The following is a 22,179-nucleotide window of genomic DNA, read 5'->3' as shown; positions in this document are numbered from 1 at the left end:
GGGTTCGTTGTGGTCGCTCGCGCAGTTCCCCGCGCCCCTAGGTGCCTTCCTCCACACGGCGTTTCAGGTCCTGGATCTCCGTCCTGAGGCGTTCCACCTCTCTGCCTTTTCGGTAGAGGTCCAGGAAGACGCTGACCTTGGCCCTGAGCACCCACGGGTCGAAGGGCTTGGTCACGTAGTCCGCGGCGCCGGTCGCGTAGCCGCGGAAGGCGTAGCCCGAGTCGTCGTCCGCGCCGGTGAGGAAGATGATCGGGACGTCACGGGTCTGGTCGAGGCGCTTGATGTGGGCGGCCGTCTCGAAGCCGTCCATGCCGGGCATGCGGATGTCGAGCAGGACCAGGGCGATGGGCTGCCGCAGCAGGGCCTTCATCGCCTCCTCGCCGGAACGGGCCCGTACCAGCGGCTCGTTGAGGGAGGCGAGGACGGCCTCCAGGGCCGTCAGGTTGTCCTCCATGTCGTCGACGAGGAGGATGCCGGCGCGTTCGGGGTGAGTGGCCGTGCTGCTCATGCCTCTTCTTCCGTGCCCTCGGGGTCCAGCAGTTCGCACACGACCGTCAGCAGGCCGTCGATGTCCACGGGCTTGGGCACGTAGTCGTTGGCGCCCCGGGCGATGGACTTCTCCCGGTCGCCGGGCATCGCCTTGGCCGTCAGGGCCACGATCGGCAGGCCCGCCCAGCGGGGTGTGCGGCGGATCGCGGAGATGGTCTCGTAGCCGTCCATCTCCGGCATCATGATGTCCATCAGGACCAGTTCCACGTCCCCGCTGCGCTCCAGCGTCTCGATGCCCTCGCGGCCGTTCTCCGCGTACAGCACGGTCATGCCGACCCGGCCCAGGACATGGGTGAGGGCGAAGACGTTGCGGATGTCGTCGTCGACGATCAGCACCCGCCGCCCGGCCAGGATCCGGCCCGGCCTGCCGGACGTCCACGCCTCCAGCTTGGTCGGGGACGGCCAGGCGTCGTCCGTGTCGTGAGCCACCGGGAACGGCTCGGTCGCCGGACGGAGGGGCAGCGGCAGGTCGGTGCGGTCCTCGGGGACCGGTACCGGTGCCGGCGCCGTGTGACCGGGGCTGACGACCGGGACGTAGAGGGTGAAGGTGGAACCCTTGCCGGGTTGGCTCTCGGCGACGATCCGGCCGCCGAGCAGACCCGCGATCTCCCGGCTGATGGACAGGCCGAGGCCGGTCCCGCCGTACTTGCGGTTGGTGGTGCCGTCGGCCTGCTGGAACGCCTCGAAGATCACCGGGAGTTTCTCCGGCGCGATCCCGATGCCGGTGTCGGACACGGCGAATGCGATGACGTCGTCGGTGTCCCGGACCCAGCGGTGCTCGGCGTCCTGCACCCGGTCCACGCGCAGCTCGACCTTGCCGGACGCGGTGAACTTGATCGCGTTCGAGAGCAGGTTGCGCAGGATCTGCTGGAGCCGCTGTTCGTCCGAGTACATCTCGCGCGGTACGTCCTCGCCGACCGCGACCTCGAAGGCCAGCCCCCGGTCGAGGGTGAGCGGGCGGAAGGTGGCGTGGACGTAGTCGAGCAGCTTGATGAGGGGGAGCCGCTTGGGGCGTACGTCCATCCGGCCCGCCTCGATCTTCGACAGGTCGAGGATGTCGTTGATCAGCTGGAGCAGGTCCGAGCCCGAGCGGTGGATCGTCGTCGCGAACTGCACCTCCTGGTCGGAGAGGTGGCCGTCCGGGTTGTCGGAGAGCAGCCGGGCCAGGATCAGCAGCGAGTTCAGCGGCGTGCGCAGCTCGTGCGACATGTTGGCCAGGAACTCGGACTTGTACTGGGAGGATGTGGCCAGCAGGGCGGCCTTCTCCTCCAGTTCGGCGTTGGAGCGCTGGAGTTCGCCCTGCTGCTTCTGGAGTTCGTCCGAGCGCTCCTGGAGCTGCATGGCCAGGCGCTGGGACTCGCCGAGCAGGGACTCCGTGCGGGAGTTGGCGATGATCGTGTTGATGGCGACGCCGATGGTGTTGACGAACTGGTCGAAGAACGCCAGGTGCACATCCGAGAAGCGGGAGAAGGAGGCCAGTTCGATGACGCCGAGGAGCTTGTCCTCGAAGAGGATCGGGATGATGACGATGGTCGTGGGCGCCGCCTCGCCGAGGCCACTGTTGATCTTGATGTAGTCGGGCGGGGCGCCCTCGACCAGGATCCGCTTCTTCTCCCGGGCCGCCTGCGCGACCAGACCGTGCACGGGCAGGCCGCCGGTCTCCACGGTCGCGTCCTGGGCGGCCCCGTAACCGGCGATGAAGGCCAGGCCCTTGGTGGGTACGGTCGCGCCGTCCTCCTCCGGGTCGGCCAGGTAGAACGCGCCGTACTGGGCGTTCACCAGCGGGGTCAGCTCGCGGAGTATCAGGTCGGCGACCTCCATCAGGTCCCGGTGGCCCTGCATCAGGGCGGCGAGCCGGGCCAGGTTGGATTCCAGCCAGTCCTTCGCGCGGGTCGTCTCGCGCAGGTTGGCCACCATCAGGTTGATGTTGTCCTTCAGCTCGGCGACCTCGCCCTGGGTCTCCACCGTGATCGAGCGCGACATGTCGCCCTGGGCCACGGCGGAGGCGACCTCGGCGATGGCGCGGACCTGGGTGGTGAGGTTGGAGGCGAGCTCGTTGACGTTCGTCGTCAGGCGCTTCCAGGTGCCGTAGACGCCCTCCACCCGGGCCTGGCCGCCCAGTTGGCCCTCGGAGCCGACCTCGCGGGCGACGCGCGTGACCTCCGAGGAGAAGGAGGACAGCGTGTCGACCATCGTGTTGATGGTGGTCTTCAGCTCCAGGATCTCGCCGCGCGCGTCCACGTCGATCTTCCGGGACAGGTCGCCCTGCGCCACGGCGGTGGCGACCTGGGCGATGTTGCGCACCTGCGAGGTGAGGTTGTCGGCCATGTAGTTGACGTTGTCCGTGAGGTCCCGCCAGACGCCGGAGACGCCCAGCACCTGGGCCCGGCCGCCGAGCCGCCCGTCGGTGCCGACCTCGCGGGCCACGCGGGTCACCTCGTCGGCGAAGGCGCGCAGCTGCTCCACCATCGTGTTGACGGTGTCCTTCAGTTCGAGGATCTCGCCGCGGGCGTCGACCGTGATCTTCTTCGACAGGTCGCCGTTGGCCACGGCGGTGGTGACCTGGGCGATGTTGCGGACCTGCGAGGTCAGGTTCAGCGCCATGAAGTTGACGTTGTCGGTGAGGTCCTTCCAGACACCGGAGACGCCCCGCACCTGCGCCTGGCCGCCGAGGTTGCCTTCCGTGCCGACCTCGCGGGCGACGCGGGTGACCTCGTCGGCGAAGGCGGAGAGCTGGTCGACCATCGTGTTGATCGTGGACTTCAGCTCCAGGATCTCGCCCTTGGCCTCGACCGTGATCTTCTTGCCCAGGTCGCCCTGGGCGACGGCGGTGGACACGAGGGCGATGTTCCGCACCTGGGAGGTGAGGTTGTCGGCCATGAAGTTGACGTTGTCGGTGAGGTCCTTCCAGACGCCGGAGACGCCCCGCACCTGGGCCCGGCCGCCGAGGTTGCCCTCGGTGCCGACCTCGCGGGCCACGCGGGTGACCTCGTCGGCGAAGGCGGACAGCTGGTCCACCATCGTGTTGATCGTGGACTTGAGTTCGAGGATCTCGCCCTGCGCGTCGACCGTGATCTTCTGGGACAGGTCGCCGTTGGCCACGGCCGTCGTCACCTGGGCGATGTTGCGGACCTGCGACGTCAGGTTCGACGCCATGAAGTTGACGTTGTCGGTGAGGTCCTTCCAGACGCCGGAGACGCCCCGCACCTGCGCCCGGCCGCCCAGCTGGCCCTCGGTGCCGACCTCGCGGGCCACCCGGGTGACCTCGTCGGCGAAGGCGGAGAGCTGGTCCACCATCGTGTTGACGGTCAGCTTCAGCTCCAGCAGCTCGCCGGTCGCCTCGACCGTGACCGTGCGGGTCAGGTCGCCCCGGGCCACCGCCGTCGTCACCGCCGCGATGTCCCGCACCTGGGCCGTCAGCCGGGAGGCCATCGTGTTGACGGCCTCCGTCACGTCCCGCCAACTGCCCGACAGGCCCTGCACCTTGGCACGGCCCCCGAGCCGCCCCTCCGTGCCCACCTCCCGGGCGACCCGCGTCACCTCGCCGGTGAACAGGGAGAGCTGGTCCACCATCTTGTTCACGGCCCGGCCCAGGCGCCGCAGATCGCCGCGCAACTGTCGTGTGCCGTCATGCAGATCGACCCGCTGGGTCAGATCGCCCCCGGCCACCGCGTCCAGCACACGTGTGGCGTTCGCCGCCGGGGCGACCAGGGCGTCGAGCAGCTGGTTCACGTCGTTGACCCGGGAGGTCCACAGGCCCTGGCCCGGGCTGGCCGAGAGCCGCTCGTCGAGCCGGCCGTAGCGGACCAGCTCCCGTCTGACGCGCTGCGTCTCGGAGGTGAAATGGATGCTGCGGTCCATGATCTGGTTGAAGACCGCGGTGAGTTCGGCCACCACCCCGTGGCCGGATTCCGGCACTCTGGTGAAATCACCGTCACGTGCCGCTGTCATGGCGGCGAGCAGGGGACGCAGATCGGATGCACGAATCTGACCGTCTTCGTGCCGGTCTTCGACCACAGGAGTAGCACGGTTCTCACTCATGGCGGCCCACTTCGGTAACTCGGCGCTTATGGGCGTGGTCAGTCTGTCACTCTGTCGGCATCGACTGTGGCGTATTCGTACGAACTGCCCGGGGAGCTGTCCATGGGGGCCATTCCGACGCAACGGGAGACCGTCTCCCGTGCCTCAGAGGCGCCTGCACACGCTGGGGAGACGCCCGTGCCCGTCCAGGAGGGGCCCGTTTCCGAGGAGCCCGCACCCCGTGCGGAGGCGCACGCGCCGGGGGGTGCGCGGGCGTGCGCGACCCTGCCCGGCAGTTCGCTCGCGCCGGGCGCCGCCCGCGCCCTGGTGCGCGCGGCGCTCACCGAGTGGACCGGGCTCGGCCTGCCCGGCGCCGAGCACCTCACCGACCGCCTCGCCGACGACGCCGCGCTCGTCGTCAGCGAACTCGTCACCAACGCCGTCGTGCACGCGGGCACCGACGTCGAGATGGAGTGCCGGCTGGAGGGCGACGCCCCGGACTCGGCAGCGCTCGTCGTCGAGGTCTCCGACCACCACCCCTCCCGGGCGCCGCGCGGCAGCGAGCCGGAGACGCCGCACGACACCCCCGAGCACGGGCGCGGCCTGCGGCTCGTCGGCGCGCTCTCCGAGGCGTGGGGGATCACGTACCGCACGGGCCGCAAGACCGTCTGGGCCCGGCTGCCCGCCGGGGGGTGCACGGCGGGCGAGCAGATCGAGGCGTACGCCGGGGAGCACGCGCTGGCGCACGGCCTGCGGGTCGCGGAGATCCTGGCACCCGAGCCGCACCCGGACGACGAGGCGGAGGAGGCACTGGGGAGCCGGCGTGGCGGGGGAGAGCCCTGGGACCTGCGCGAAGCGGGAGAGATCTGGGGCTCGCGTGAGGGCGGAGAGGCCCGGGACTGGCCGGACTCACGAGAAGTGGACGGCCTGCGCGACTGGAACGACCTGCGGGACTGGCGGGACCGGCACGAGAACCGCGAGGGACGCCACGGGCCCGACGGCGCCTGGCTCGGCCGTGGCGCCCTCTCCTTCCTCGCCGAGGCCTCCGACCTGCTGGCCGGGCAGCTCGACGAGGACCTGGTCGCGGCGCTCGCCGGGCAGCTGATCGTGCCGCGGCTGGCCGACTGGTGCGCGGTGTGGCTGGAGGACGAGGCCACCGGCGGCGGCTGGAGCGGCGGAGCCGGCGCGGGCGGACCGCGCCTCGCCCGGGTCTGGCACGGCAGCGAGAACCGTATCGAGGAGCTGCGCCGCGTCCTGGAGAAGGACCCGCCGCAGCCGTTCGACCCGACGGGGACGTCCCCCTTCGAGCGGGGCCGGGAGCGCGGCGGGTCCGGGCCCGTCGACTACCCCTGGCCCGGCGAGGCGCTCGGTGAAGGCGAACCCGGCGCGGCCCTCGCGTACCGGCTGGTCGCCGGGGGGCGCCCGCTGGGCACCCTCGTCATCGGACGCTCCGGGAAGGCCGGCTTCACCGACGAGATCACCGGCCTCGTCGAGGACCTCGGCCGCCGGGTGGCGCTCGCCATCGGCGCGGCCCGCCAGTACGCCCGCCAGGCCACCATCAGCGCCGTCCTCCAGCGCGGCCTGCTGCCCGGCGCCGTGGCCGAGATCCCCGGCATGCGCAGCGCCCTCGTCTACGAGCCCTGCGACAAGGGCGGGCCGAGCGGCGACTTCTACGACCTGTTCCCGGCCGGCGACGGCCGTTGGTGCTTCGCCGTCGGCGACGTCCAGGGCAAGGGGCCCGAGGCGGCCGTGGTGATCGGCCTGGCCCGGCCCTGGCTGCGGCTGCTCGCCCGCGAGGGCTACCGCGTCGCCGACGTCCTCGACCGCCTCAACCAGCTGCTGCTCGACGACGCCACGGAGGCCGCGGACGCGGCGGCCCGGGCCCTGGTGGCGGCGGGCGCGCGACCGACCCCGCCCGGCGACGGCCCGCAGACGCGCTTTTTGTCCCTGCTCTACGGCGAGCTGGTCCCCTTCGACGGCGGGGTCCGCTGCACCGTCGCCTCCGCCGGGCACCCGCTGCCCCTGCGGCTCGGGGCGGGCGGCGAGGTCCACCCGTGCGCGCAGCCGCAGACCCTGCTGGGCGTCGTCGAGGACGCCACCTACACCAGCGAGACCTTCGAGCTGCGTTCCGGCGACACGCTGCTGTGTGTCACCGACGGCGTGACCGAGCGCCGCTCCGGCTCCCGCCAGTTCGACGACGGGGACGGCCTCGCGGCGGCCCTGGCCGGGTGCGCCGGGCTGGACGCGGAGCTCATAGCCGAGCGGATCAAGCGGCTCGTGCACGAGTTCGGGGCACGGCCCCCGGCGGACGATCTCGCGCTGCTGGTGCTCCAGGCGGACTGACCGCGCGGGTGCTGGACAATGGAGGGCATGCCTTCCGCACTTCCCGACGGCGAGCCCGTCCCCGACGACGGCACGCTGCCCGCGTCCGCGCTCGCCGGGGCCGCCGACCGCCCGCTCGGGTTCTACCTGCACGTCCCGTACTGCGCGACCCGCTGCGGCTACTGCGACTTCAACACGTACACCGCGACCGAGCTGCGCGGCACCGGCGGCGTCCTCGCCTCCCGCGACAACTACGCCGAGACGCTGGCCGACGAGATCCGGCTGGCGCGCAAGGTGCTGGGCGACGACTCGCGGCCGGTCCGGACGGTGTTCGTGGGCGGGGGCACGCCCACGCTGCTGGACGCCGGTGACCTGGTACGGATGCTGAAGGCCGTGCGGGACGAGTTCGGGCTCGCGGAGGACGCCGAGATCACGACGGAGGCCAACCCGGAATCGGTCGATCCGGCGTATCTCGCGGCCCTGCGGGAGGGCGGCTTCAACCGGATCTCCTTCGGGATGCAGAGCGCCCGGCAGCATGTGCTGAAGGTGCTGGACCGCACGCATACGCCGGGGCGGCCCGAGGCGTGTGTCGCGGAGGCCCGGGGCGCCGGGTTCGAGCACGTGAACCTCGACCTGATCTACGGCACGCCGGGGGAGTCCGACGACGACTGGCGGGCCTCGCTGGACGCGGTGCTGGGGGCGGGGCCGGACCATGTGAGCGCCTACGCGTTGATCGTCGAGGAGGGGACGCAGCTCGCACGGCGGATCCGGCGCGGCGAGGTGCCGATGACCGACGACGACGTGCATGCCGACCGGTACCTGATCGCGGACGAGGTGCTCTCGGGTGCCGGCTTCGAGTGGTACGAGGTGTCGAACTGGGCGACTTCGGAAGCCGGGCGGTGTCTGCATAACGAGCTGTACTGGCGGGGGGCCGACTGGTGGGGGGCCGGGCCCGGTGCGCACAGTCATGTGGGCGGGGTGCGGTGGTGGAACGTCAAGCATCCGGGGGCGTATGCGGGGGCGCTGGCTTCGGGGAGGTCGCCTGGGGCCGGGCGTGAGGTGCTGTCGGAGGAGGACCGGAGGGTCGAGCGGATTCTGCTGGAGCTGCGGCTTCGGGAGGGGGTGCCGTTGTCGCTGCTGCGGGGGGAGGGGCTTGCTGCTTCCCGCAAGGCTCTGTCGGACGGACTTCTGGAGAAGGGCCCGTACGACGAGGGTCGGGCCGTGCTCACGCTGCGGGGGCGGTTGCTGGCGGACGGGGTTGTTCGGGACCTCGTGGACTGAGGTGCTCGGGGTGGGTGCCGGGGGCGGGGCGTTGCGCAACTCGGCGCGACGAGGTGCCGCTGCGCCCACCCTCCCCCAAGCTCTCGGCTTCGCTCGAGCAGGGGGGACCCCCATCGCCCCTGGCGGCACGCATGCCCGCAGCTAGGGTGCCGTGACGAAGTCGATCAGTTCTTCCACGCGGCCCAGTAGCTCCGGCTCCAGGTCCTTGTACGAGTGGACCCCGGACAGGATCCGCTGCCAGGCCGCGCCCGTGTTGTCCGGCCAGCCCAGGGCCCTGCACACGCCCGTCTTCCAGTCCTGGCCGCGCGGGATCCGGGGCCAGGCGTCGATGCCCAGGGACGACGGCTTCACCGCCTCCCAGACGTCGATGTACGGGTGGCCGACGACCAGGGCGTGCTCGCTCGTCACCGACTGGGCGATGCGCCACTCCTTCGAGCCGGGCACGAGGTGGTCCACCAGGACGCCCAGGCGCGCGTCCGGGCCGGGGGCGAAATCGGAGACGATCGACGGCAGGTCGTCGACGCCCTCCAGGTACTCCACGACCACGCCCTCGATGCGCAGGTCGTCGCCCCACACCTTCTCCACCAGCTCGGCGTCGTGGCGGCCCTCGACGTAGATGCGGCCGGCGCGGGCGACACGGGCGCGTGCGCCGGGGACTGCCACCGAACCGGAGGCCGTGCGGGTGGGACGTGCCGGGCCGCCCGGCGCGGGACGGACGAGGGTCACCACCCTGCCCTCCAGCAGGAAGCCGCGCGGCTCCATCGGGAACACCCGGTGCTTGCCGAAGCGGTCCTCCAGCGTCACCGTGCCCGCCTCACAGCGGATCACCGCGCCGCAGAAGCCGGTCCCCGGCTCCTCCACCACCAGGCCCGGCTCCGCCGCGACCTCGGGCACCGGCTTCGGCTTCTTCCACGGCGGGGTCAGATCGGCGGAGTACTGGCGCATTCGGATGACGATAGGAGAAGGTGAACGGCGATCACCGCGACACGCCGAAACGCGCCGCCAGCGCGTCCCGTTGCGCCCGCACGAACGCCGCGTCCACCACCGCTCCGTGACCGGGCACGTACAGCGCGTCCTCGCCGCCCAGGTCGAGCAGCCGGTCCAGGGCGGCCGGCCAGTGCGACGGCACCGCGTCGGGGCCCGCCTGGGGCTCCCCGGACTCCTCGACCAGGTCGCCGCAGAACACCACCTCCGGATCACCCGGCACCAGCACCGCCAGGTCGTGCGCGGTGTGGCCCGGGCCGACGTTCGCCAGCAGCACCTGGCGGCCACCGCCCAGGTCGAGGGTCCACTCGCCGGAGACCAGATGGCCGGGCGGGACCAGCCGGTCCGCCGCCTCCTGGGCCGTGGGCGCCGCCAGGCCCTGGCGCACCCCGTCCTCGCGCAGCTCCTCGCGGTCCCGCGCCCGCGACAGCAGCGCGTCCACGCCCACCGCGCCGAACACCTCGGTCTCCGGGAGCGCCGCGGTGCCGAAGACATGGTCGAAGTGCGGGTGGGTCAGCGCGATATGTGTCACACGGTGACCGGTGAGCGCTCGCGCCTGCGCGCCCAGTTTCGCGCCCTCGGCGAGGCTCGACCCCGTGTCGATCATGAGGACTGCCCCCTCCCCGGCGACCAGCCCGATCGTGCAGTCCCACACCGGCAGCCGGCACCGCCCCACACCGGCGGCCACCCGTTCCCATCCGAGGTCTTCCCAAGTCACCGTCATACCGCGACGCTAGCGGTGCACCCGGCTCGGGGCACAGCGCCGCCGACCAGCCTTGCCGGGGGTGTACCCCACCGCCGTACACTGGGCCGGGGAATGCTGGCACTCGCACACGCAGAGTGCCAGGCCGGACCGGCAGGGCAAGCAGGCGGAGACATCTGGAGGTGTGCGCGATGCTCAGTGAACGCAGGCTTCAGGTGCTGCGCGCCATCGTCCAGGACTACGTCGGCACCGAGGAGCCGGTGGGCTCCAAGGCCCTCACCGAGCGGCACAGCCTCGGCGTCTCCCCGGCCACCGTCCGCAACGACATGGCGGCCCTGGAGGACGAGGGGTACATCGCCCAGCCGCACACGAGCGCCGGGCGCATCCCCACCGACAAGGGCTACCGGCTGTTCGTCGACAAGCTCGCCGGGGTCAAGCCGATGACCGCGCCCGAGCGGCGCGCGATCCAGAACTTCCTCGAGGGCGCCGTCGACCTCGACGACGTCGTGGCGCGCACGGTACGGCTGCTCGCGCAGCTCACGCGCCAGGTCGCCGTCGTGCAGTACCCGTCGCTGACGCGCTCGACCGTGCGGCACGTGGAGTTGCTCTCCCTGGCGCCCGCGCGGGTGATGCTCGTGCTGATCACGGACACCGGGCGGGTCGAGCAGCGGGTGGTCGACTGCCCGGCGCCCTTCGGCGACGCCTCGCTCGCGGATCTGCGCGCGCGGCTCAACAGCCGCGTGGCGAACCGCCGTTTCGCGGATGTGCCGAGTCTGGTGGAGGATCTCCCGGAGGCGTTCGAGCACGAGGACCGGGGTACGGTCTCCACGGTGCTCTCCACACTCCTGGAGACGCTCGTCGAGGAGAACGAGGAGCGGCTGATGATCGGCGGCACCGCCAATCTGACCCGCTTCGGGCATGACTTCCCCCTCACGATCCGGCCGGTGCTGGAGGCGCTGGAGGAGCAGGTCGTGCTCCTCAAGCTGCTCGGCGAGGCGAAGGATCCGGGCGTGACCGTACGGATCGGTCACGAGAACGCCCACGAAGGACTCAACTCCACGTCCGTCGTGTCGGTCGGCTACGGTTCGGGCGGCGAGGCAGTCGCCAAGCTCGGCGTGGTCGGACCGACCCGCATGGACTACCCGGGAACGATGGGAGCGGTACGCGCAGTGGCACGGTACGTCGGACAGATCCTGGCGGAGTCGTAGTGGCCACGGACTACTACGCCGTACTCGGCGTGCGCCGCGACGCGTCGCAGGAAGAGATCAAGAAGGCCTTCCGGCGGCTCGCGCGCGAGCTGCACCCGGACGTCAACCCCGATCCGAAGACCCAGGAGCGGTTCAAGGAGATCAACGCCGCTTACGAGGTGCTGTCGGACCCGCAGAAGAAGCAGGTCTACGACCTCGGCGGCGACCCGCTCTCGCAGGCCGGTGGCGGCGGCGCGGGCGGCTTCGGAGCCGGCGGGTTCGGGAACTTCTCGGACATCATGGACGCGTTCTTCGGCACGGCGTCGCAGCGCGGACCGCGCTCGCGCACCCGCCGCGGCCAGGACGCCATGATCCGCATCGAGGTCGAGCTCGACGAGGCGGCCTTCGGTACGACGAAGGACATCCAGGTCGACACGGCCGTCGTCTGCAACACGTGCAGCGGTGAGGGCGCGGCCCCGGGCACCTCCGCCCAGACGTGTGACATGTGCCGCGGCCGCGGTGAGGTCTCGCAGGTGACCCGGTCCTTCCTGGGTCAGGTCATGACGTCCCGCCCGTGCCCGCAGTGCCAGGGTTTCGGCACGGTCGTGCCGACCCCGTGTCCGGAGTGCGCGGGCGACGGCCGCGTCCGGTCCCGCCGCACGCTCACCGTCAAGATCCCGGCCGGTGTCGACAACGGCACGCGGATCCAGCTCGCCGGCGAGGGCGAGGTCGGACCCGGCGGCGGTCCGGCCGGTGACCTCTACGTCGAGATCCACGAGCTGCCGCACAGCACGTTCCAGCGGCGCGGCGACGACCTGCACTGCACGGTGACGATCCCCATGACGGCGGCGGCCCTCGGCACGAAGGTGCCGCTGGAGACGCTCGACGGCATGGAGGAGGTCGACATCCGCCCGGGCACCCAGTCCGGCCAGTCGATCCCGCTGCACGGCCGGGGCGTCACGCACCTGCGCGGCGGCGGACGCGGCGACCTCATCGTCCACGTCGAGGTCCAGACCCCGACCAAGCTCGACCCCGAGCAGGAACGCCTGCTGCGCGAGCTCTCCAAACTCCGCGGCGAGGAACGCCCCACGGGGCAGTTCCAGCCCGGGCAGCAGGGGTTGTTCTCGCGGTTGAAGGATGCGTTCAACGGGCGCTGACGCGAGCGGTCCGGCCGCTGCCGGGGGTCCGGGGGTCGTCCCCCGGGCAGGCACGGTCAGCCCGGGCAGCAGGGGTTGTTCTCGCGGTTGAGGGATGCGTTCAACGGGCGCTGACGGCGCGCGTGCTTCTGGTCTATGCCAGTCGGCAGGCCGGTTTCGGGGTTGTTCGGAGGACGTGACAACATGCGGTCATGTCCTCCGCACTGACCGATCTCTTCCCCCTCCCGATCGTGCAGGCCCCCATGGCGGGCGGCGTCTCCGTGCCGCAGCTCGCCGCGGCCGTGTGCGAGGCGGGCGGGCTCGGATTCCTCGCCGCCGGGTACAAGACCGCCGACGGGATGTACCAGGAGATCAAGCAGCTCCGGAGCCTCACCACCAGGCCCTTCGGCGTCAACGTCTTCATGCCGCAGCCGGAGTACGCCGACCCGGCCGCCGTCGACGTCTACGCCCACCAGCTGGCCGGCGAGGCCACCTGGTACGAGGCCGAGCTCGGCGACCCGGACAGCGGACGCGACGACGGCTTCGAGGCCAAGCTCGTGGTGCTGCGCGACAACCCCGTACCGGTGGTGTCGTTCCACTTCGGCGTCCCGAGCCGTGAGGTCGTCGACGCCCTGCACCGCGTCGGCACCTTCGTCCTGGCCGCCGCGACCACCCCCGACGAGGCCCGGGCCGTGGAGCGGGCGGGCGCGGACGCGGTCATCGCCCAGGGCATCGAGGCCGGCGGCCACCAGGGCACCCACCGGGACATCCCCGAGACGGACGGCTCCGGCCTGGGGCTGCTGTCGCTGATCGCCCAGGTCCGCGAGGCCGTCGGCATCCCGATCGTCGCCGCCGGCGGCATCATGCGCGGCAGCCAGATCGCCGGTGTGCTCGCCGCGGGCGCGAGCGCCGCCCAGCTGGGCACCGCCTTCCTCGCCACGCACGAGTCGGGCGCGAACGCCCTGCACAAGCGGGCCCTGACCAACCCCCTGTTCGTCCGCACGGAGCTGACCCGGGCGTTCTCCGGGCGACCCGCGCGCGGTCTCGTCAACCGGTTCCTGCGCGAGCACGGCCCGTACGCGCCCCCCGCCTACCCGGAGATCCACCACCTCACCTCGCCGCTGCGCAAGGCCGCCGCCAAGGCCGGTGACGCACAGGGCATGGCGCTGTGGGCCGGGCAGGGGCACCGCATGGCGCGGGAGCTGCCCGCCGGGCAGCTGGTCGAGGTGCTGGCCGGGGAACTGGCAGCCGCCCGGGCCGCGTTGTCGGGAGGTGGCGTGCTGTGACCGCGCCGGTGTTCGTGGTCGAGCACTTCGACGCGGGCGGTGGCGGCCGGTACGTCCTCGACGGGCCGGAGGGGCGGCACGCCGTCTCCGTGAAGCGCCTGCGTGCCGGAGAGGACGTCGTCCTCACGGACGGGGCGGGCCGCTGGGCGGACTGCGTCGTGCTCGACACGGAAGGCAAGGACCGGCTGATCCTCCAGCTGGACTCGGTGTCCGAGGAGCCCGCGCAGGAGCCCCGGGTCACGGTCGTCCAGGCACTGCCCAAGGGCGACCGGGGAGAGCTCGCTGTCGAGACGATGACCGAGACCGGCGTCGACGCGATCGTGCCGTGGGCGGCGGCGCGCTGCATCACGCAGTGGAAGGGTGACCGCGGGGTCAAGGCGCTGGGCAAGTGGCGGGCGACGGCTCGGGAGGCCGGCAAGCAGTCCCGCCGGGTGCGCTTCCCGGAGGTCGCGGAGGCGGCGACGACCAGACAGGTCGCCGCCCTGCTGGCCGGGGCGGACTTCGCCGCCGTGCTGCACGAGAGCGGGGACGCGCCGCTGGCCACGGCCGAACTGCCGGCCACCGGCGAGATCGTGCTGGTCGTGGGGCCCGAGGGGGGCGTGGCGCCGGAGGAGCTGGCGCTGTTCGAGGAGGCGGGGGCGCAGGCGTACCGCCTGGGGCGCAGTGTGCTGCGCACATCGACTGCCGGGACGGCCGCAGCGGCCGTGCTCCTGGCACGCACCGGACGCTGGTCCTGATTCCCCTGGAGGCACCATGGAGCTCGCACAGGTTCGTCTGCTGGTGACCGACTTCGCCGCTTGTTACCGCTTCTACGGCGAGGTCCTCGGCCTCAAACCGCAGTCGGGGGCGGCGGACGGTCCGTACGAGAAGTTCAGCCCCGCTGTCGGTTCCGCGGGGATCGCGTTGCAGCACCGGTCGATGATGGCCGAGGTGCTCGACGAACTGGGCGATACGGCCGAGGGCCACCGCTCCCTCGTGGTGCTGCGGGTGGACGGGCTGGACGCGTACTGCGAGGAGATCACGATGCGCGGGGCCACGGTGCTGCACGGGCCGGTGCCCATGACGGACCGGATGCGGGTGGCGCATCTCAAGGACCCCGAGGGCAACTTGGTGGAGCTCCAGGAGTGGCTGCTGCTGCGCGGCTGACGCCTTTGCGCCCTACCGCGCGGCCTCCGTCAGTGGCAGGCTCCCCTCCATGGGGGCTTCGACGAGGAATCGACTGGGGCCGCGCGGGCGGCGCGTGGCGGTCGCGGCGGCGTTCGCCGCGGTGGCGGTGGGCGGCGCCGTCGCCTGCGAGCCGGGCAGCATCAGCTCGGCGTCCGTCGCGTACACCACCGACGAGACCGTGACCAAAGAGCTCAACCGGCAGAAGGCGGGCGTGCGTTGGCTCACCTGCACCGCCTCCTACGGGGAGAGCGGCGGGAAGTCGTCACCCTCGGCGCGTGAGCGGACCGTCGCGACCGTCGACTGCGAGGGCGAGACCGACGACGGCAAGGAGATCACCGTCGACGGCAAGGTCACCCACGCGGTGGACGGGGCCTGTGTGCGCGGGAAGATCACCGCCAAGGTGGACGGCAAGGTGTGGTTCGAGGTCGACGGGCTCGGCGACTGCAACTCCACCAGCCCGCCCCCCGTCGGCGGGCCGCCGGCCGGGCAGCCCGGTCCGACCGTCACGGTGACCGTCACCCAGACCATCTGGTGCGAGCAGTATCCGGACTGCCGCCCCGTCGAGGGCAAGTGATCCGAACCCTGTCCGCGCGGCGTCGTCCCTGCATAGGGTGATCAGGTGACATCGTCTGCTTACCTCCGGTTCCCCCATGTGCACGGCGACCTGGTCGCCTTCACCGCCGAGGACGACGTGTGGCTCGCCCCGCTCGACGGCAGCCGGGCCTGGCGGGTCAGCGCCGACAACATGCCGGTGACCCACCCCCGCATCTCGCCCGACGGCACCACGGTCGCCTGGACCTCCACCAGAGACGGCGCCCCTGAGGTGCTCGTCGCCCCGGTCGACGGCGGTCCGGCCAAGCGGCTGACGTACTGGGGGAGTCTCAAGACGCAGGTGCGCGGCTGGACTCCCGACGGCGAGGTCCTGGCGATCAGCACCGTGGGGCAGGCGAGCCTGCGCCGCACCTGGGCCCGTGCCGTCCCGCTGGACGGCGGCCCGGCCACCACCCTGCCGTACGGGCCCGTCGGCGACGTCGCCCACGGCCCGCACACGGTGCTGCTGTCCGCGCCGATGGGCCGGGAGGCGGCCTGGTGGAAGCGGTACCGGGGCGGTACGGCGGGGAAGTTGTGGATCGACCGAGAGGGCGACGGCGAGTTCGTGCGGCTGCACGAGGACGTCGACGGGAACATCGAGTACCCGCTGTGGGCGGGCGACAGGATCGCCTTCCTCTCCGACCACGAGGGCACCGGAGCGCTCTACTCCTCCCTCGCCGACGGCTCCGAACTGCGGCGCCACACCCCTCTCGACGGCTTCTACGCCCGGCACGCCGCGACCGACGGCACCCGTGTCGTCTACTCCAGCGCCGGTGAACTGTGGGTTCTCGATGACCTGGAGGGGGCCGAGCCGCGGCGGCTGGACGTGCGGCTGGGTGGACAGCGCACCGATCTCCAGCCGTTCCCGGTGAACGCCTCCCGCTGGTTCGGCTCGGCGTCCCCGGACCACACCGCGCGCGGCAGCGCGGTCGCCGTGCGCGGCTCCGTGCACTGGGTCACCCACCGTGCAGGACCGGCCCGCGCCCTGGCCGCCACGCCCGGGGTGCGGGCCCGGCTGCCGCGGACGTTCCGGGCGGACGGCGAGGAATGGGTGGTGTGGGTGACGGACGCCGAGGGCGACGACGCCCTGGAGTTCGCGCCCGCCACCGGAGTCGCCCCCGGGGCGACTCCCCGCCGGATCGCCGCCGGGCAGCTCGGCCGGGTGCTGGACCTCGCCATGGCGCCCGACGGCAGCCGGGCCGCGGTCGCCTGCCACGACGGCCGCCTGCTGCTCGTGGAGCGGGAGACGGGCGAGGTGCGCGAGGTGGACCGCAGCGCGGACGGCGATGTGTCCGGGCCCGTCTTCTCACCCGACTCGTCCTGGCTGGCCTGGTCCCACCCCGGCCCCCGGCCCCTGTGCCAGCTGAAGCTCGCCAACACCACCGACCTGTCGGTCACCGAGGCCACCCCGCTGCGCTTCCAGGACTACGCGCCCGCGTTCACGATGGACGGCAAGCACCTCGCGTTCCTGTCGACCCGCTCCTTCGACCCGGTCTACGACGAGCACGTCTTCGACCTGGCCTTCGTCGTCGGCGCCCGGCCGCATCTGATCACCCTCGCGGCCACCACGCCCTCCCCGTTCGGGCCGCAGCGGCACGGCCGGTCCTTCGAGACGCCCGACCGGGAGGAGACCCCCGACAGCGAGGGCACCCCCACCACCCGCATCGACCTCGAAGGCCTCGCCGACCGCATCGTGCCCTTCCCGGTCGAGGCCGCCCGCTACACCAACCTGCGCGCCGCCAAGGACGGCGTCCTGTGGCTGCGCCACCCGGTCACCGGTGTGCTCGGCGCGTCCCGGGCCACTCCCGACGACCCCGACCCCAAGTCCGAGCTGGAGCGCTACGACCTCGCCCAGCAGCGCGTCGAGCATCTCGCCGTCGACGCCGACCACTTCGCGGTGAGCGGTGACGGCAAGCGGGTGCTGCTGTGGACCGACGGGCGGCTGAAGGTCGTGCCCAGCGACCGGCGCGCCTCGGGCGACGACGACAGCGACTCCAACATCACCGTCGACCTGGGCCGGGTACGCCAGTTCGTCGACCCGGCGGCCGAGTGGCGCCAGATGTTCGATGAGAACGGTCGCATCATGCGGGACCACTTCTGGCGGCCCGACATGAGCGGCGTCGACTGGGACGGTGTCCTCGACCGCTACCGCCCGGTCGTGGAGCGGCTCGCCACCCACGACGATTTGGTCGACCTGCTGTGGGAGGTCCAGGGCGAGCTCGGCACCTCGCACGCCTACGTCACCCCGCGCGGCGGCCACGGCGGCGGCCCCCGCCAGGGCCTGCTCGGCGCCGACATCTCCCGCCACGAGGACGGCAGTTGGCGGGTCGACCGCATCCTGCCCTCCGAGACCTCCGACCCGGACGCCCGCAGCCCGCTGGCCGCCCCCGGCGTCGCGGTACGCCCCGGCGACGCCATCGTCGCCATCGCGGGACAGCCGGTCGACCCCGTACTCGGCCCCGGCCCGCTGCTGATCGGCACGGCCAACAAGCCGGTGGAGCTGACGATCTCCCCGTCCGGCGGCGGCGACCCCCGGCACGCGGTCGTCGTCCCGGTCGCCGACGAGGAGCCGCTGCGCTACCACGCCTGGGTCGCCGACCGCCGGGCCTACGTCCACGAGAAGTCCGGCGGCCGCCTCGGCTACCTCCACGTCCCCGACATGCAGGCCCCCGGCTGGGCCCAGATCCACCGCGACCTGCGCGTCGAGGTCGCCCGCGAGGGCCTGGTCGTCGACGTCCGCGAGAACCGGGGCGGCCACACCTCGCAGCTGGTCGTCGAGAAGCTGGCCCGCCGCATCGTCGGCTGGGCCGTCCCGCGCGGCATGCGCCCCTACAGCTACCCGGAGGACGCCCCCCGCGGCCCCGTCGTGGCCGTCGCCAACGAGTTCTCCGGCTCCGACGGCGACATCGTCAACGCGGCGATCAAGGCCCTCGGCCTCGGCCCGGTCGTCGGCACCCGCACCTGGGGCGGCGTCATCGGCATCGACAGCCGCTACCGCCTCGTCGACGGCACCCTGGTCACCCAGCCCAAGTACGCCTTCTGGCTGGAGGGCTACGAGTGGGGCGTCGAGAACCACGGGGTCGACCCGGACGTGGAGGTGGTCCAGCGCCCTCAGGACTACGCGGCGGACAGAGACACCCAACTGGACGAAGCAATCCGGCTGGCACTGGAGAGCCTGGAGACCGCACCCGCCAAAACGCCTCCGGGCCTGCCCACCTAAGGGGCGCGGGGAACGGCGCGACCAGCCACAACGCACCCGCACCCGACGACGATACGATGCCCAAGTCGGACCGCACCGGCCCAACCCTCGGAGGAGACATGGCAGGGGAGCCCCAGGAAGACTGCCTGTTCTGCAAGATCGTCGCAGGCACCATCCCGGCGACGATCGTCCGCCAGACGGACACCACCATCGCCTTCCGCGACATCAATCCCCAGGCCCCCACCCACGTCCTGATCATCCCCAAGGCGCACTACGAGAACGCCGCCGCCCTCGCCGTCGCCGACCCGGCCCTCACCGCCGACGTGGTCCGCGAGGCCCAGGCCGTGGCGGACGAGGAGAAGCTCGACAGCTACCGCCTCGTCTTCAACACCGGCAGCGGCGCCGGCCAGACGGTCTGGCACGTGCACGGGCACGTGCTCGGCGGCCGCGGCCTCGAATGGCCCCCGGGGTAGTCCGCCTTGTCCGTACGTGAACTCGTGGTCCTCGGCACCGCCAGCCAGGTCCCGACCCGGCACCGCAACCACAACGGCTACCTGCTGCGCTGGGACGGCGAGGGCATCCTCTTCGACCCCGGCGAGGGCACGCAGCGCCAGATGCTGCGCGCCGGGGTCGCCGCGCACGACCTGAACCGGATCTGCGTCACGCACTTCCACGGCGACCACTCCCTCGGCCTCGCCGGGGTGATCCAGCGCATCAACCTCGACAAGGTCCCGCACGAGATCACCGCCCACTACCCCCGCTCCGGGCAGCGCTTCTTCGACCGGCTCCGGTACGCCACCGCCTACCGAGAGACGGTCGGCATCACCGAGGCCCCGGTCGCCGCCGACGGGCCGCTGGCCCGCACCGGCGGCTACACGCTGGAGGCCCGGAAGCTGTCGCACCCGGTGGAGTCGTACGGCTACCGGATCGTCGAGCCCGACGGCCGCCGCATGCTGCCCGAGCGGCTCGCCGCGCACGGCATCAAGGGCCCGGACGTCGGCCGCATCCAGCGCGAGGGAGAACTGGGCGGAGTCAGCCTGGCGGACGTCAGCGAGACGCGGCGCGGGCAGCGGTTCGCGTTCGTCATGGACACCCGGCTGTGCGACGGCGTCCACGCCCTGGCCGAGGGCTGCGACCTGCTCGTCATCGAGTCGACGTTCCTCGACGAGGACGAGGAACTCGCCGTCGAGCACGGTCACCTGACGGCAGGCCAGGCTGCCCGGGTGGCCCGGGACGCCGGTGTGCGGCACCTCGTGCTGACCCACTTCAGCCAGCGCTACTCCGATCCGGAGGAGTTCGAGCGCCAGGCCCGGGCCGCGGGGTTCGACGGCGAGCTGACCGTGGCCCACGATCTCCTGAGGGTGCCGGTTCCGAAGCGTCGGTGAAACGGCCGTACGATGAATTGATGTTCCTCCCCAAAGCCGAACTGCACCTTCACATCGAAGGCACCCTGGAACCGGAACTCGCCTTTGAGCTTGCCGCGCGCAACGGTGTCACGCTGCCGTACGCCGACACGGACGAGCTGCGCGAGGCCTACCGGTTCGAGGACCTGCGGTCCTTCCTGAACCTGTACTACGAGCTCATGGCCGTCCTGCGCACCGAGCGGGACTTCGAGGACCTCGCGAACGCCTACCTCGCCCGGGCCGCCGGGCAGGGCGTGCGGCACGCGGAGATCTTCTTCGACCCGCAGGCCCACACCGGCCGCGGCCTGGACATCGGCACGGTCGTCGAGGGGCTGTGGCGGGCGCTGGGGAACAGCGAGGCGAACCACGGTGTCTCGACCCGCCTGATCCTGTGCTTCCTGCGCGACGAGTCCGCCGAGTCGGCCCTGGCCACGCTGGACGCGGCCAAGCCCTACCTGGACCGGATCACCGGCGTCGGCCTCGACTCCGCCGAGGTCGGGCACCCGCCGGTGAAGTTCCGCGAGGTCTACGAGGCCGCCGCCGCCCTCGGGCTGCGGCGGGTCGCCCACGCCGGTGAGGAGGGTCCGCCGGAGTACATCACCGAGGCGCTGGACGTCCTCGGCGTCGAACGCGTCGACCACGGGCTGCGCTGCGTGGAGGACCCGGCGCTGGTGGAGCGGCTGGTGCGCGACCGGGTGCCGCTGACGCTGTGCCCGCTGTCCAACGTCCGGCTGCGCACGGTCGACACCCTCGCCGACCACCCCCTGCCCGCCATGCTGGACGCCGGCCTGATGTGCACGGTCAACTCCGACGACCCGGCCTACTTCGGCGGCTACGCCGGCGACAACTTCGACGCCGTGCGCACCACCCTCGGCCTCACCGACGAGCGGCTGCGCGAGCTCGCCCGCAACTCCTTCCTCGCCTCGTTCCTGGAGGACGACGAGGAGCTGCGGGCGCGGTATCTCGCCGAGGTGGAGGCGTACACCTTCCGGTAGGGGCCTCAGAAGACCTCCGACCCCGCCTTGTCGTAGGCACGCTGGGCGGGGACGGCCGGGGTCTCCACCGGGATCTCCACCACCGGCTGCTCCGGGGCTCCGATCTCGGGAATCGCGCCGGTGGGGGTGCCCGTGGCGGCGGCGACCAGCGCGGCCGGGTGGCCGCCGCGGCGGCGGATCGCGCCGGGCAGCAGCGGCCGGCCGCCGGTGTGCAGGGCGACGGCGGTCATCGGCAGGGCGATCACCAGCAGTCCCGCGCCGAGGACCGCGCCCATGACCGGGAACCCGGCCTGCGCCGACAGCACGCTGCCGGTCAGCGGCCCGGCGGCGGTGCCAAGCGAGGACGCCGAGCCGACCAGCACCGCCCAGCGGCCGCGCGGGTCGAGCGAGGCCGCGAGCCCGATGAGGTACGACAGCACCACCGGGTACAGCGTGTTCCAGGCGATCTCGCCGGCCGCGAAGCTCCCCAGGTCGGTCGCGGAGGCGCTGAGCACGATGCAGGCGGCGATGAGGACCGTGCCGCCGCCGATGGGCAGCGCGCGGCCGAGACGGGCCCCGAGGGCGCCCGCCGCGAGGACCCCGGCCAGCCCGGCGCCGAGGCCGAGGGCGAAGACCACACCGACGGTGGCCTCACCCAGGTGCACCTGCTCCAGGCCGATCCGGCCGCTCACGCCCCACAGGGAGTTCTGGGCGAGCGACCAGCACACCATGGCGGCGGCGAGCACCAGCCCGGAACGGGCGTGCGGCAGCCGGGCCTTGTCCTGCCGGGCGGGGGCGGCGGGCGCACCTGCGGGGAGGCGACCCGTCAGCGGCCAGACGGCCAGGGCCGTGAGGGCGATCGCGGCCAGGGGCAGACCGTGGCCCGGGCCGAGGTGCGGCACGGTCAGGTACACGGCGCCCGCGAGGGCGGAGACGCTGAGCAGCCCGGCCGTGGAGGCCCGGTGCGGATCCCGCTGGGCGGCGATGAGCGTGGCGGCGACGGTGGTGGCCGTGCCCGAGCCGAACCCGCCGACGATCGCGCCGGCAATGACCGCGGGGACGGCGGTGCTCAGGGCCGCGCCGCCGTAGCCGAGCAGGGCCAGGGCGAGACCGAGCCGGGCGAGAGTGCGGGCTCCGATCCGTTCGACCCGGGAGGCGAGGACGAATCCGGCGGCGGCCGAACTCAGCAGCAGGGCACTGCCGACGGCGCCGGCCTGGGTGGCGGAGAGGGGAAGGTCCGAGTCGAGCCTGCCCACGGTGGTGGGCAGCAGATACGGAGCGAGGTACCCGGCCGTGAAAAGGGCGACGAGGGGCCAGGGGGTGGTGCGGGGGGCGAACACGGGCGTTCCCAGGGCATGCGAAAGGAGCGGGGAGAAA

Annotated in this window: 17 protein-coding genes; 12 read left to right on the top strand and 5 right to left on the bottom strand. The window is 72.5% G+C overall.

Annotated elements, in window-relative coordinates:
• Positions 1–37: 37 nt before the first annotated feature.
• Entirely contained in the window at positions 38–508 is a 471-nt protein-coding gene (locus OO68_RS02305; protein ID WP_033306353.1) for a response regulator, read from the bottom strand.
• Complete coding sequence (locus tag OO68_RS02300) at positions 505–4,500, bottom strand: HAMP domain-containing protein (protein WP_033306477.1); 3,996 nt, start codon at positions 4,498–4,500, stop codon at positions 505–507. The genes OO68_RS02305 and OO68_RS02300 overlap by 4 nt, the downstream gene beginning before the upstream one ends.
• Positions 4,501–4,692: 192 nt before the next feature.
• Here OO68_RS02300 and OO68_RS02295 point away from each other — a divergent pair, with 192 nt between their 5' ends.
• Together OO68_RS02295 and hemW are read left to right on the top strand one after the other, a co-directional pair.
• Positions 4,693–6,912, top strand: coding sequence for a SpoIIE family protein phosphatase (locus tag OO68_RS02295; RefSeq protein WP_033306352.1), 2,220 nt, complete (start codon positions 4,693–4,695; stop codon positions 6,910–6,912).
• Between the two features lie 27 nt (positions 6,913–6,939).
• Positions 6,940–8,172 carry a radical SAM family heme chaperone HemW gene (hemW, locus tag OO68_RS02290; RefSeq protein WP_033306476.1) on the top strand — a complete coding sequence of 411 codons (1,233 nt, stop codon included), beginning with the start codon at positions 6,940–6,942 and terminating at the stop codon, positions 8,170–8,172.
• Positions 8,173–8,313: 141 nt separating this feature from the next.
• On the opposite strand, the gene OO68_RS02285 is transcribed toward hemW, so the two are convergent.
• Together OO68_RS02285 and OO68_RS02280 are read right to left on the bottom strand one after the other, a co-directional pair.
• Entirely contained in the window at positions 8,314–9,117 is an 804-nt protein-coding gene (locus OO68_RS02285; protein WP_033306351.1) for a DUF3097 domain-containing protein, read from the bottom strand.
• Positions 9,118–9,148: 31 nt separating this feature from the next.
• Positions 9,149–9,880, bottom strand: coding sequence for an MBL fold metallo-hydrolase (locus OO68_RS02280; protein ID WP_033306350.1), 732 nt, complete (start codon positions 9,878–9,880; stop codon positions 9,149–9,151).
• 170 nt (positions 9,881–10,050) lie between these two features.
• Between OO68_RS02280 and hrcA the strand changes: the two genes are divergently transcribed.
• The 10 genes from hrcA (at position 10,051) to OO68_RS02230 (ending at position 20,823) form a co-directional block, all read left to right on the top strand.
• Entirely contained in the window at positions 10,051–11,067 is a 1,017-nt protein-coding gene (hrcA, locus tag OO68_RS02275) for a heat-inducible transcriptional repressor HrcA (protein WP_033306349.1), read from the top strand.
• Positions 11,067–12,203: a molecular chaperone DnaJ gene (gene dnaJ / locus OO68_RS02270; RefSeq protein ID WP_033306348.1), complete on the top strand. Its 1,137-nt coding sequence runs from the start codon at positions 11,067–11,069 to the stop codon at positions 12,201–12,203. The genes hrcA and dnaJ overlap by 1 nt, the downstream gene beginning before the upstream one ends.
• Before the next feature lie 191 nt (positions 12,204–12,394).
• Positions 12,395–13,468, top strand: coding sequence for a nitronate monooxygenase (locus OO68_RS02265; protein ID WP_033306347.1), 1,074 nt, complete (start codon positions 12,395–12,397; stop codon positions 13,466–13,468).
• Positions 13,465–14,205 (top strand): 16S rRNA (uracil(1498)-N(3))-methyltransferase, encoded by a 741-nt coding sequence (locus OO68_RS02260; protein ID WP_033306346.1) that lies wholly within the window; start codon positions 13,465–13,467, stop codon positions 14,203–14,205. The genes OO68_RS02265 and OO68_RS02260 overlap by 4 nt, the downstream gene beginning before the upstream one ends.
• Before the next feature lie 16 nt (positions 14,206–14,221).
• Positions 14,222–14,614: a VOC family protein gene (locus OO68_RS02255; RefSeq protein WP_033306345.1), complete on the top strand. Its 393-nt coding sequence runs from the start codon at positions 14,222–14,224 to the stop codon at positions 14,612–14,614.
• A gap of 49 nt (positions 14,615–14,663) precedes the next feature.
• Entirely contained in the window at positions 14,664–15,209 is a 546-nt protein-coding gene (locus OO68_RS02250) for a hypothetical protein (RefSeq protein ID WP_051814293.1), read from the top strand.
• Positions 15,210–15,254: 45 nt separating this feature from the next.
• The gene (locus OO68_RS02245; RefSeq protein ID WP_078625133.1) at positions 15,255–18,446 is read left to right on the top strand and encodes a S41 family peptidase; all 3,192 of its coding nucleotides are present in this window, start codon (positions 15,255–15,257) and stop codon (positions 18,444–18,446) included.
• Between the two features lie 98 nt (positions 18,447–18,544).
• Positions 18,545–18,898: a histidine triad nucleotide-binding protein gene (locus OO68_RS02240; protein ID WP_033306343.1), complete on the top strand. Its 354-nt coding sequence runs from the start codon at positions 18,545–18,547 to the stop codon at positions 18,896–18,898.
• 6 nt (positions 18,899–18,904) lie between these two features.
• Positions 18,905–19,810 carry a ribonuclease Z gene (locus tag OO68_RS02235; RefSeq protein ID WP_033306342.1) on the top strand — a complete coding sequence of 302 codons (906 nt, stop codon included), beginning with the start codon at positions 18,905–18,907 and terminating at the stop codon, positions 19,808–19,810.
• 20 nt (positions 19,811–19,830) lie between these two features.
• The gene (locus OO68_RS02230; protein WP_033306341.1) at positions 19,831–20,823 is read left to right on the top strand and encodes an adenosine deaminase; all 993 of its coding nucleotides are present in this window, start codon (positions 19,831–19,833) and stop codon (positions 20,821–20,823) included.
• A gap of 5 nt (positions 20,824–20,828) precedes the next feature.
• Here the strand turns inward: OO68_RS02230 and OO68_RS02225 are convergent, their stop codons facing one another.
• Positions 20,829–22,142, bottom strand: a complete 1,314-nt coding sequence (locus tag OO68_RS02225) for an MFS transporter (RefSeq protein WP_033306340.1) — start codon at positions 22,140–22,142, stop codon at positions 20,829–20,831.
• Positions 22,143–22,179: the final 37 nt, after the last annotated feature.

This window comes from Streptomyces iakyrus (assembly GCF_000717055.1).
GTDB lineage: Bacteria > Actinomycetota > Actinomycetes > Streptomycetales > Streptomycetaceae > Streptomyces > Streptomyces iakyrus.
The sequence above is the reverse complement of the archived record's forward strand: the minus strand, read 5'-3'. Positions and strand labels throughout refer to the sequence as shown.

What these genes read in the sequence shown, in the direction of transcription:
- OO68_RS02305 (WP_033306353.1), bottom strand. Translation starts at nt 508, where the DNA reads ATGAGCAGCACGGCCACTCACCCCGAACGCGCCGGCATCCTCCTCGTC.
- OO68_RS02300 (WP_033306477.1), bottom strand. Translation starts at nt 4,500, where the DNA reads ATGACAGCGGCACGTGACGGTGATTTCACCAGAGTGCCGGAATCCGGC.
- OO68_RS02295 (WP_033306352.1), top strand. Translation starts at nt 4,693, where the DNA reads ATGGGGGCCATTCCGACGCAACGGGAGACCGTCTCCCGTGCCTCAGAG.
- hemW (WP_033306476.1), top strand. Translation starts at nt 6,940, where the DNA reads ATGCCTTCCGCACTTCCCGACGGCGAGCCCGTCCCCGACGACGGCACG.
- OO68_RS02285 (WP_033306351.1), bottom strand. Translation starts at nt 9,117, where the DNA reads ATGCGCCAGTACTCCGCCGATCTGACCCCGCCGTGGAAGAAGCCGAAG.
- OO68_RS02280 (WP_033306350.1), bottom strand. Translation starts at nt 9,880, where the DNA reads ATGACGGTGACTTGGGAAGACCTCGGATGGGAACGGGTGGCCGCCGGT.
- hrcA (WP_033306349.1), top strand. Translation starts at nt 10,051, where the DNA reads ATGCTCAGTGAACGCAGGCTTCAGGTGCTGCGCGCCATCGTCCAGGAC.
- OO68_RS02265 (WP_033306347.1), top strand. Translation starts at nt 12,395, where the DNA reads ATGTCCTCCGCACTGACCGATCTCTTCCCCCTCCCGATCGTGCAGGCC.
- OO68_RS02255 (WP_033306345.1), top strand. Translation starts at nt 14,222, where the DNA reads ATGGAGCTCGCACAGGTTCGTCTGCTGGTGACCGACTTCGCCGCTTGT.
- OO68_RS02250 (WP_051814293.1), top strand. Translation starts at nt 14,664, where the DNA reads ATGGGGGCTTCGACGAGGAATCGACTGGGGCCGCGCGGGCGGCGCGTG.
- OO68_RS02240 (WP_033306343.1), top strand. Translation starts at nt 18,545, where the DNA reads ATGGCAGGGGAGCCCCAGGAAGACTGCCTGTTCTGCAAGATCGTCGCA.
- OO68_RS02230 (WP_033306341.1), top strand. Translation starts at nt 19,831, where the DNA reads ATGTTCCTCCCCAAAGCCGAACTGCACCTTCACATCGAAGGCACCCTG.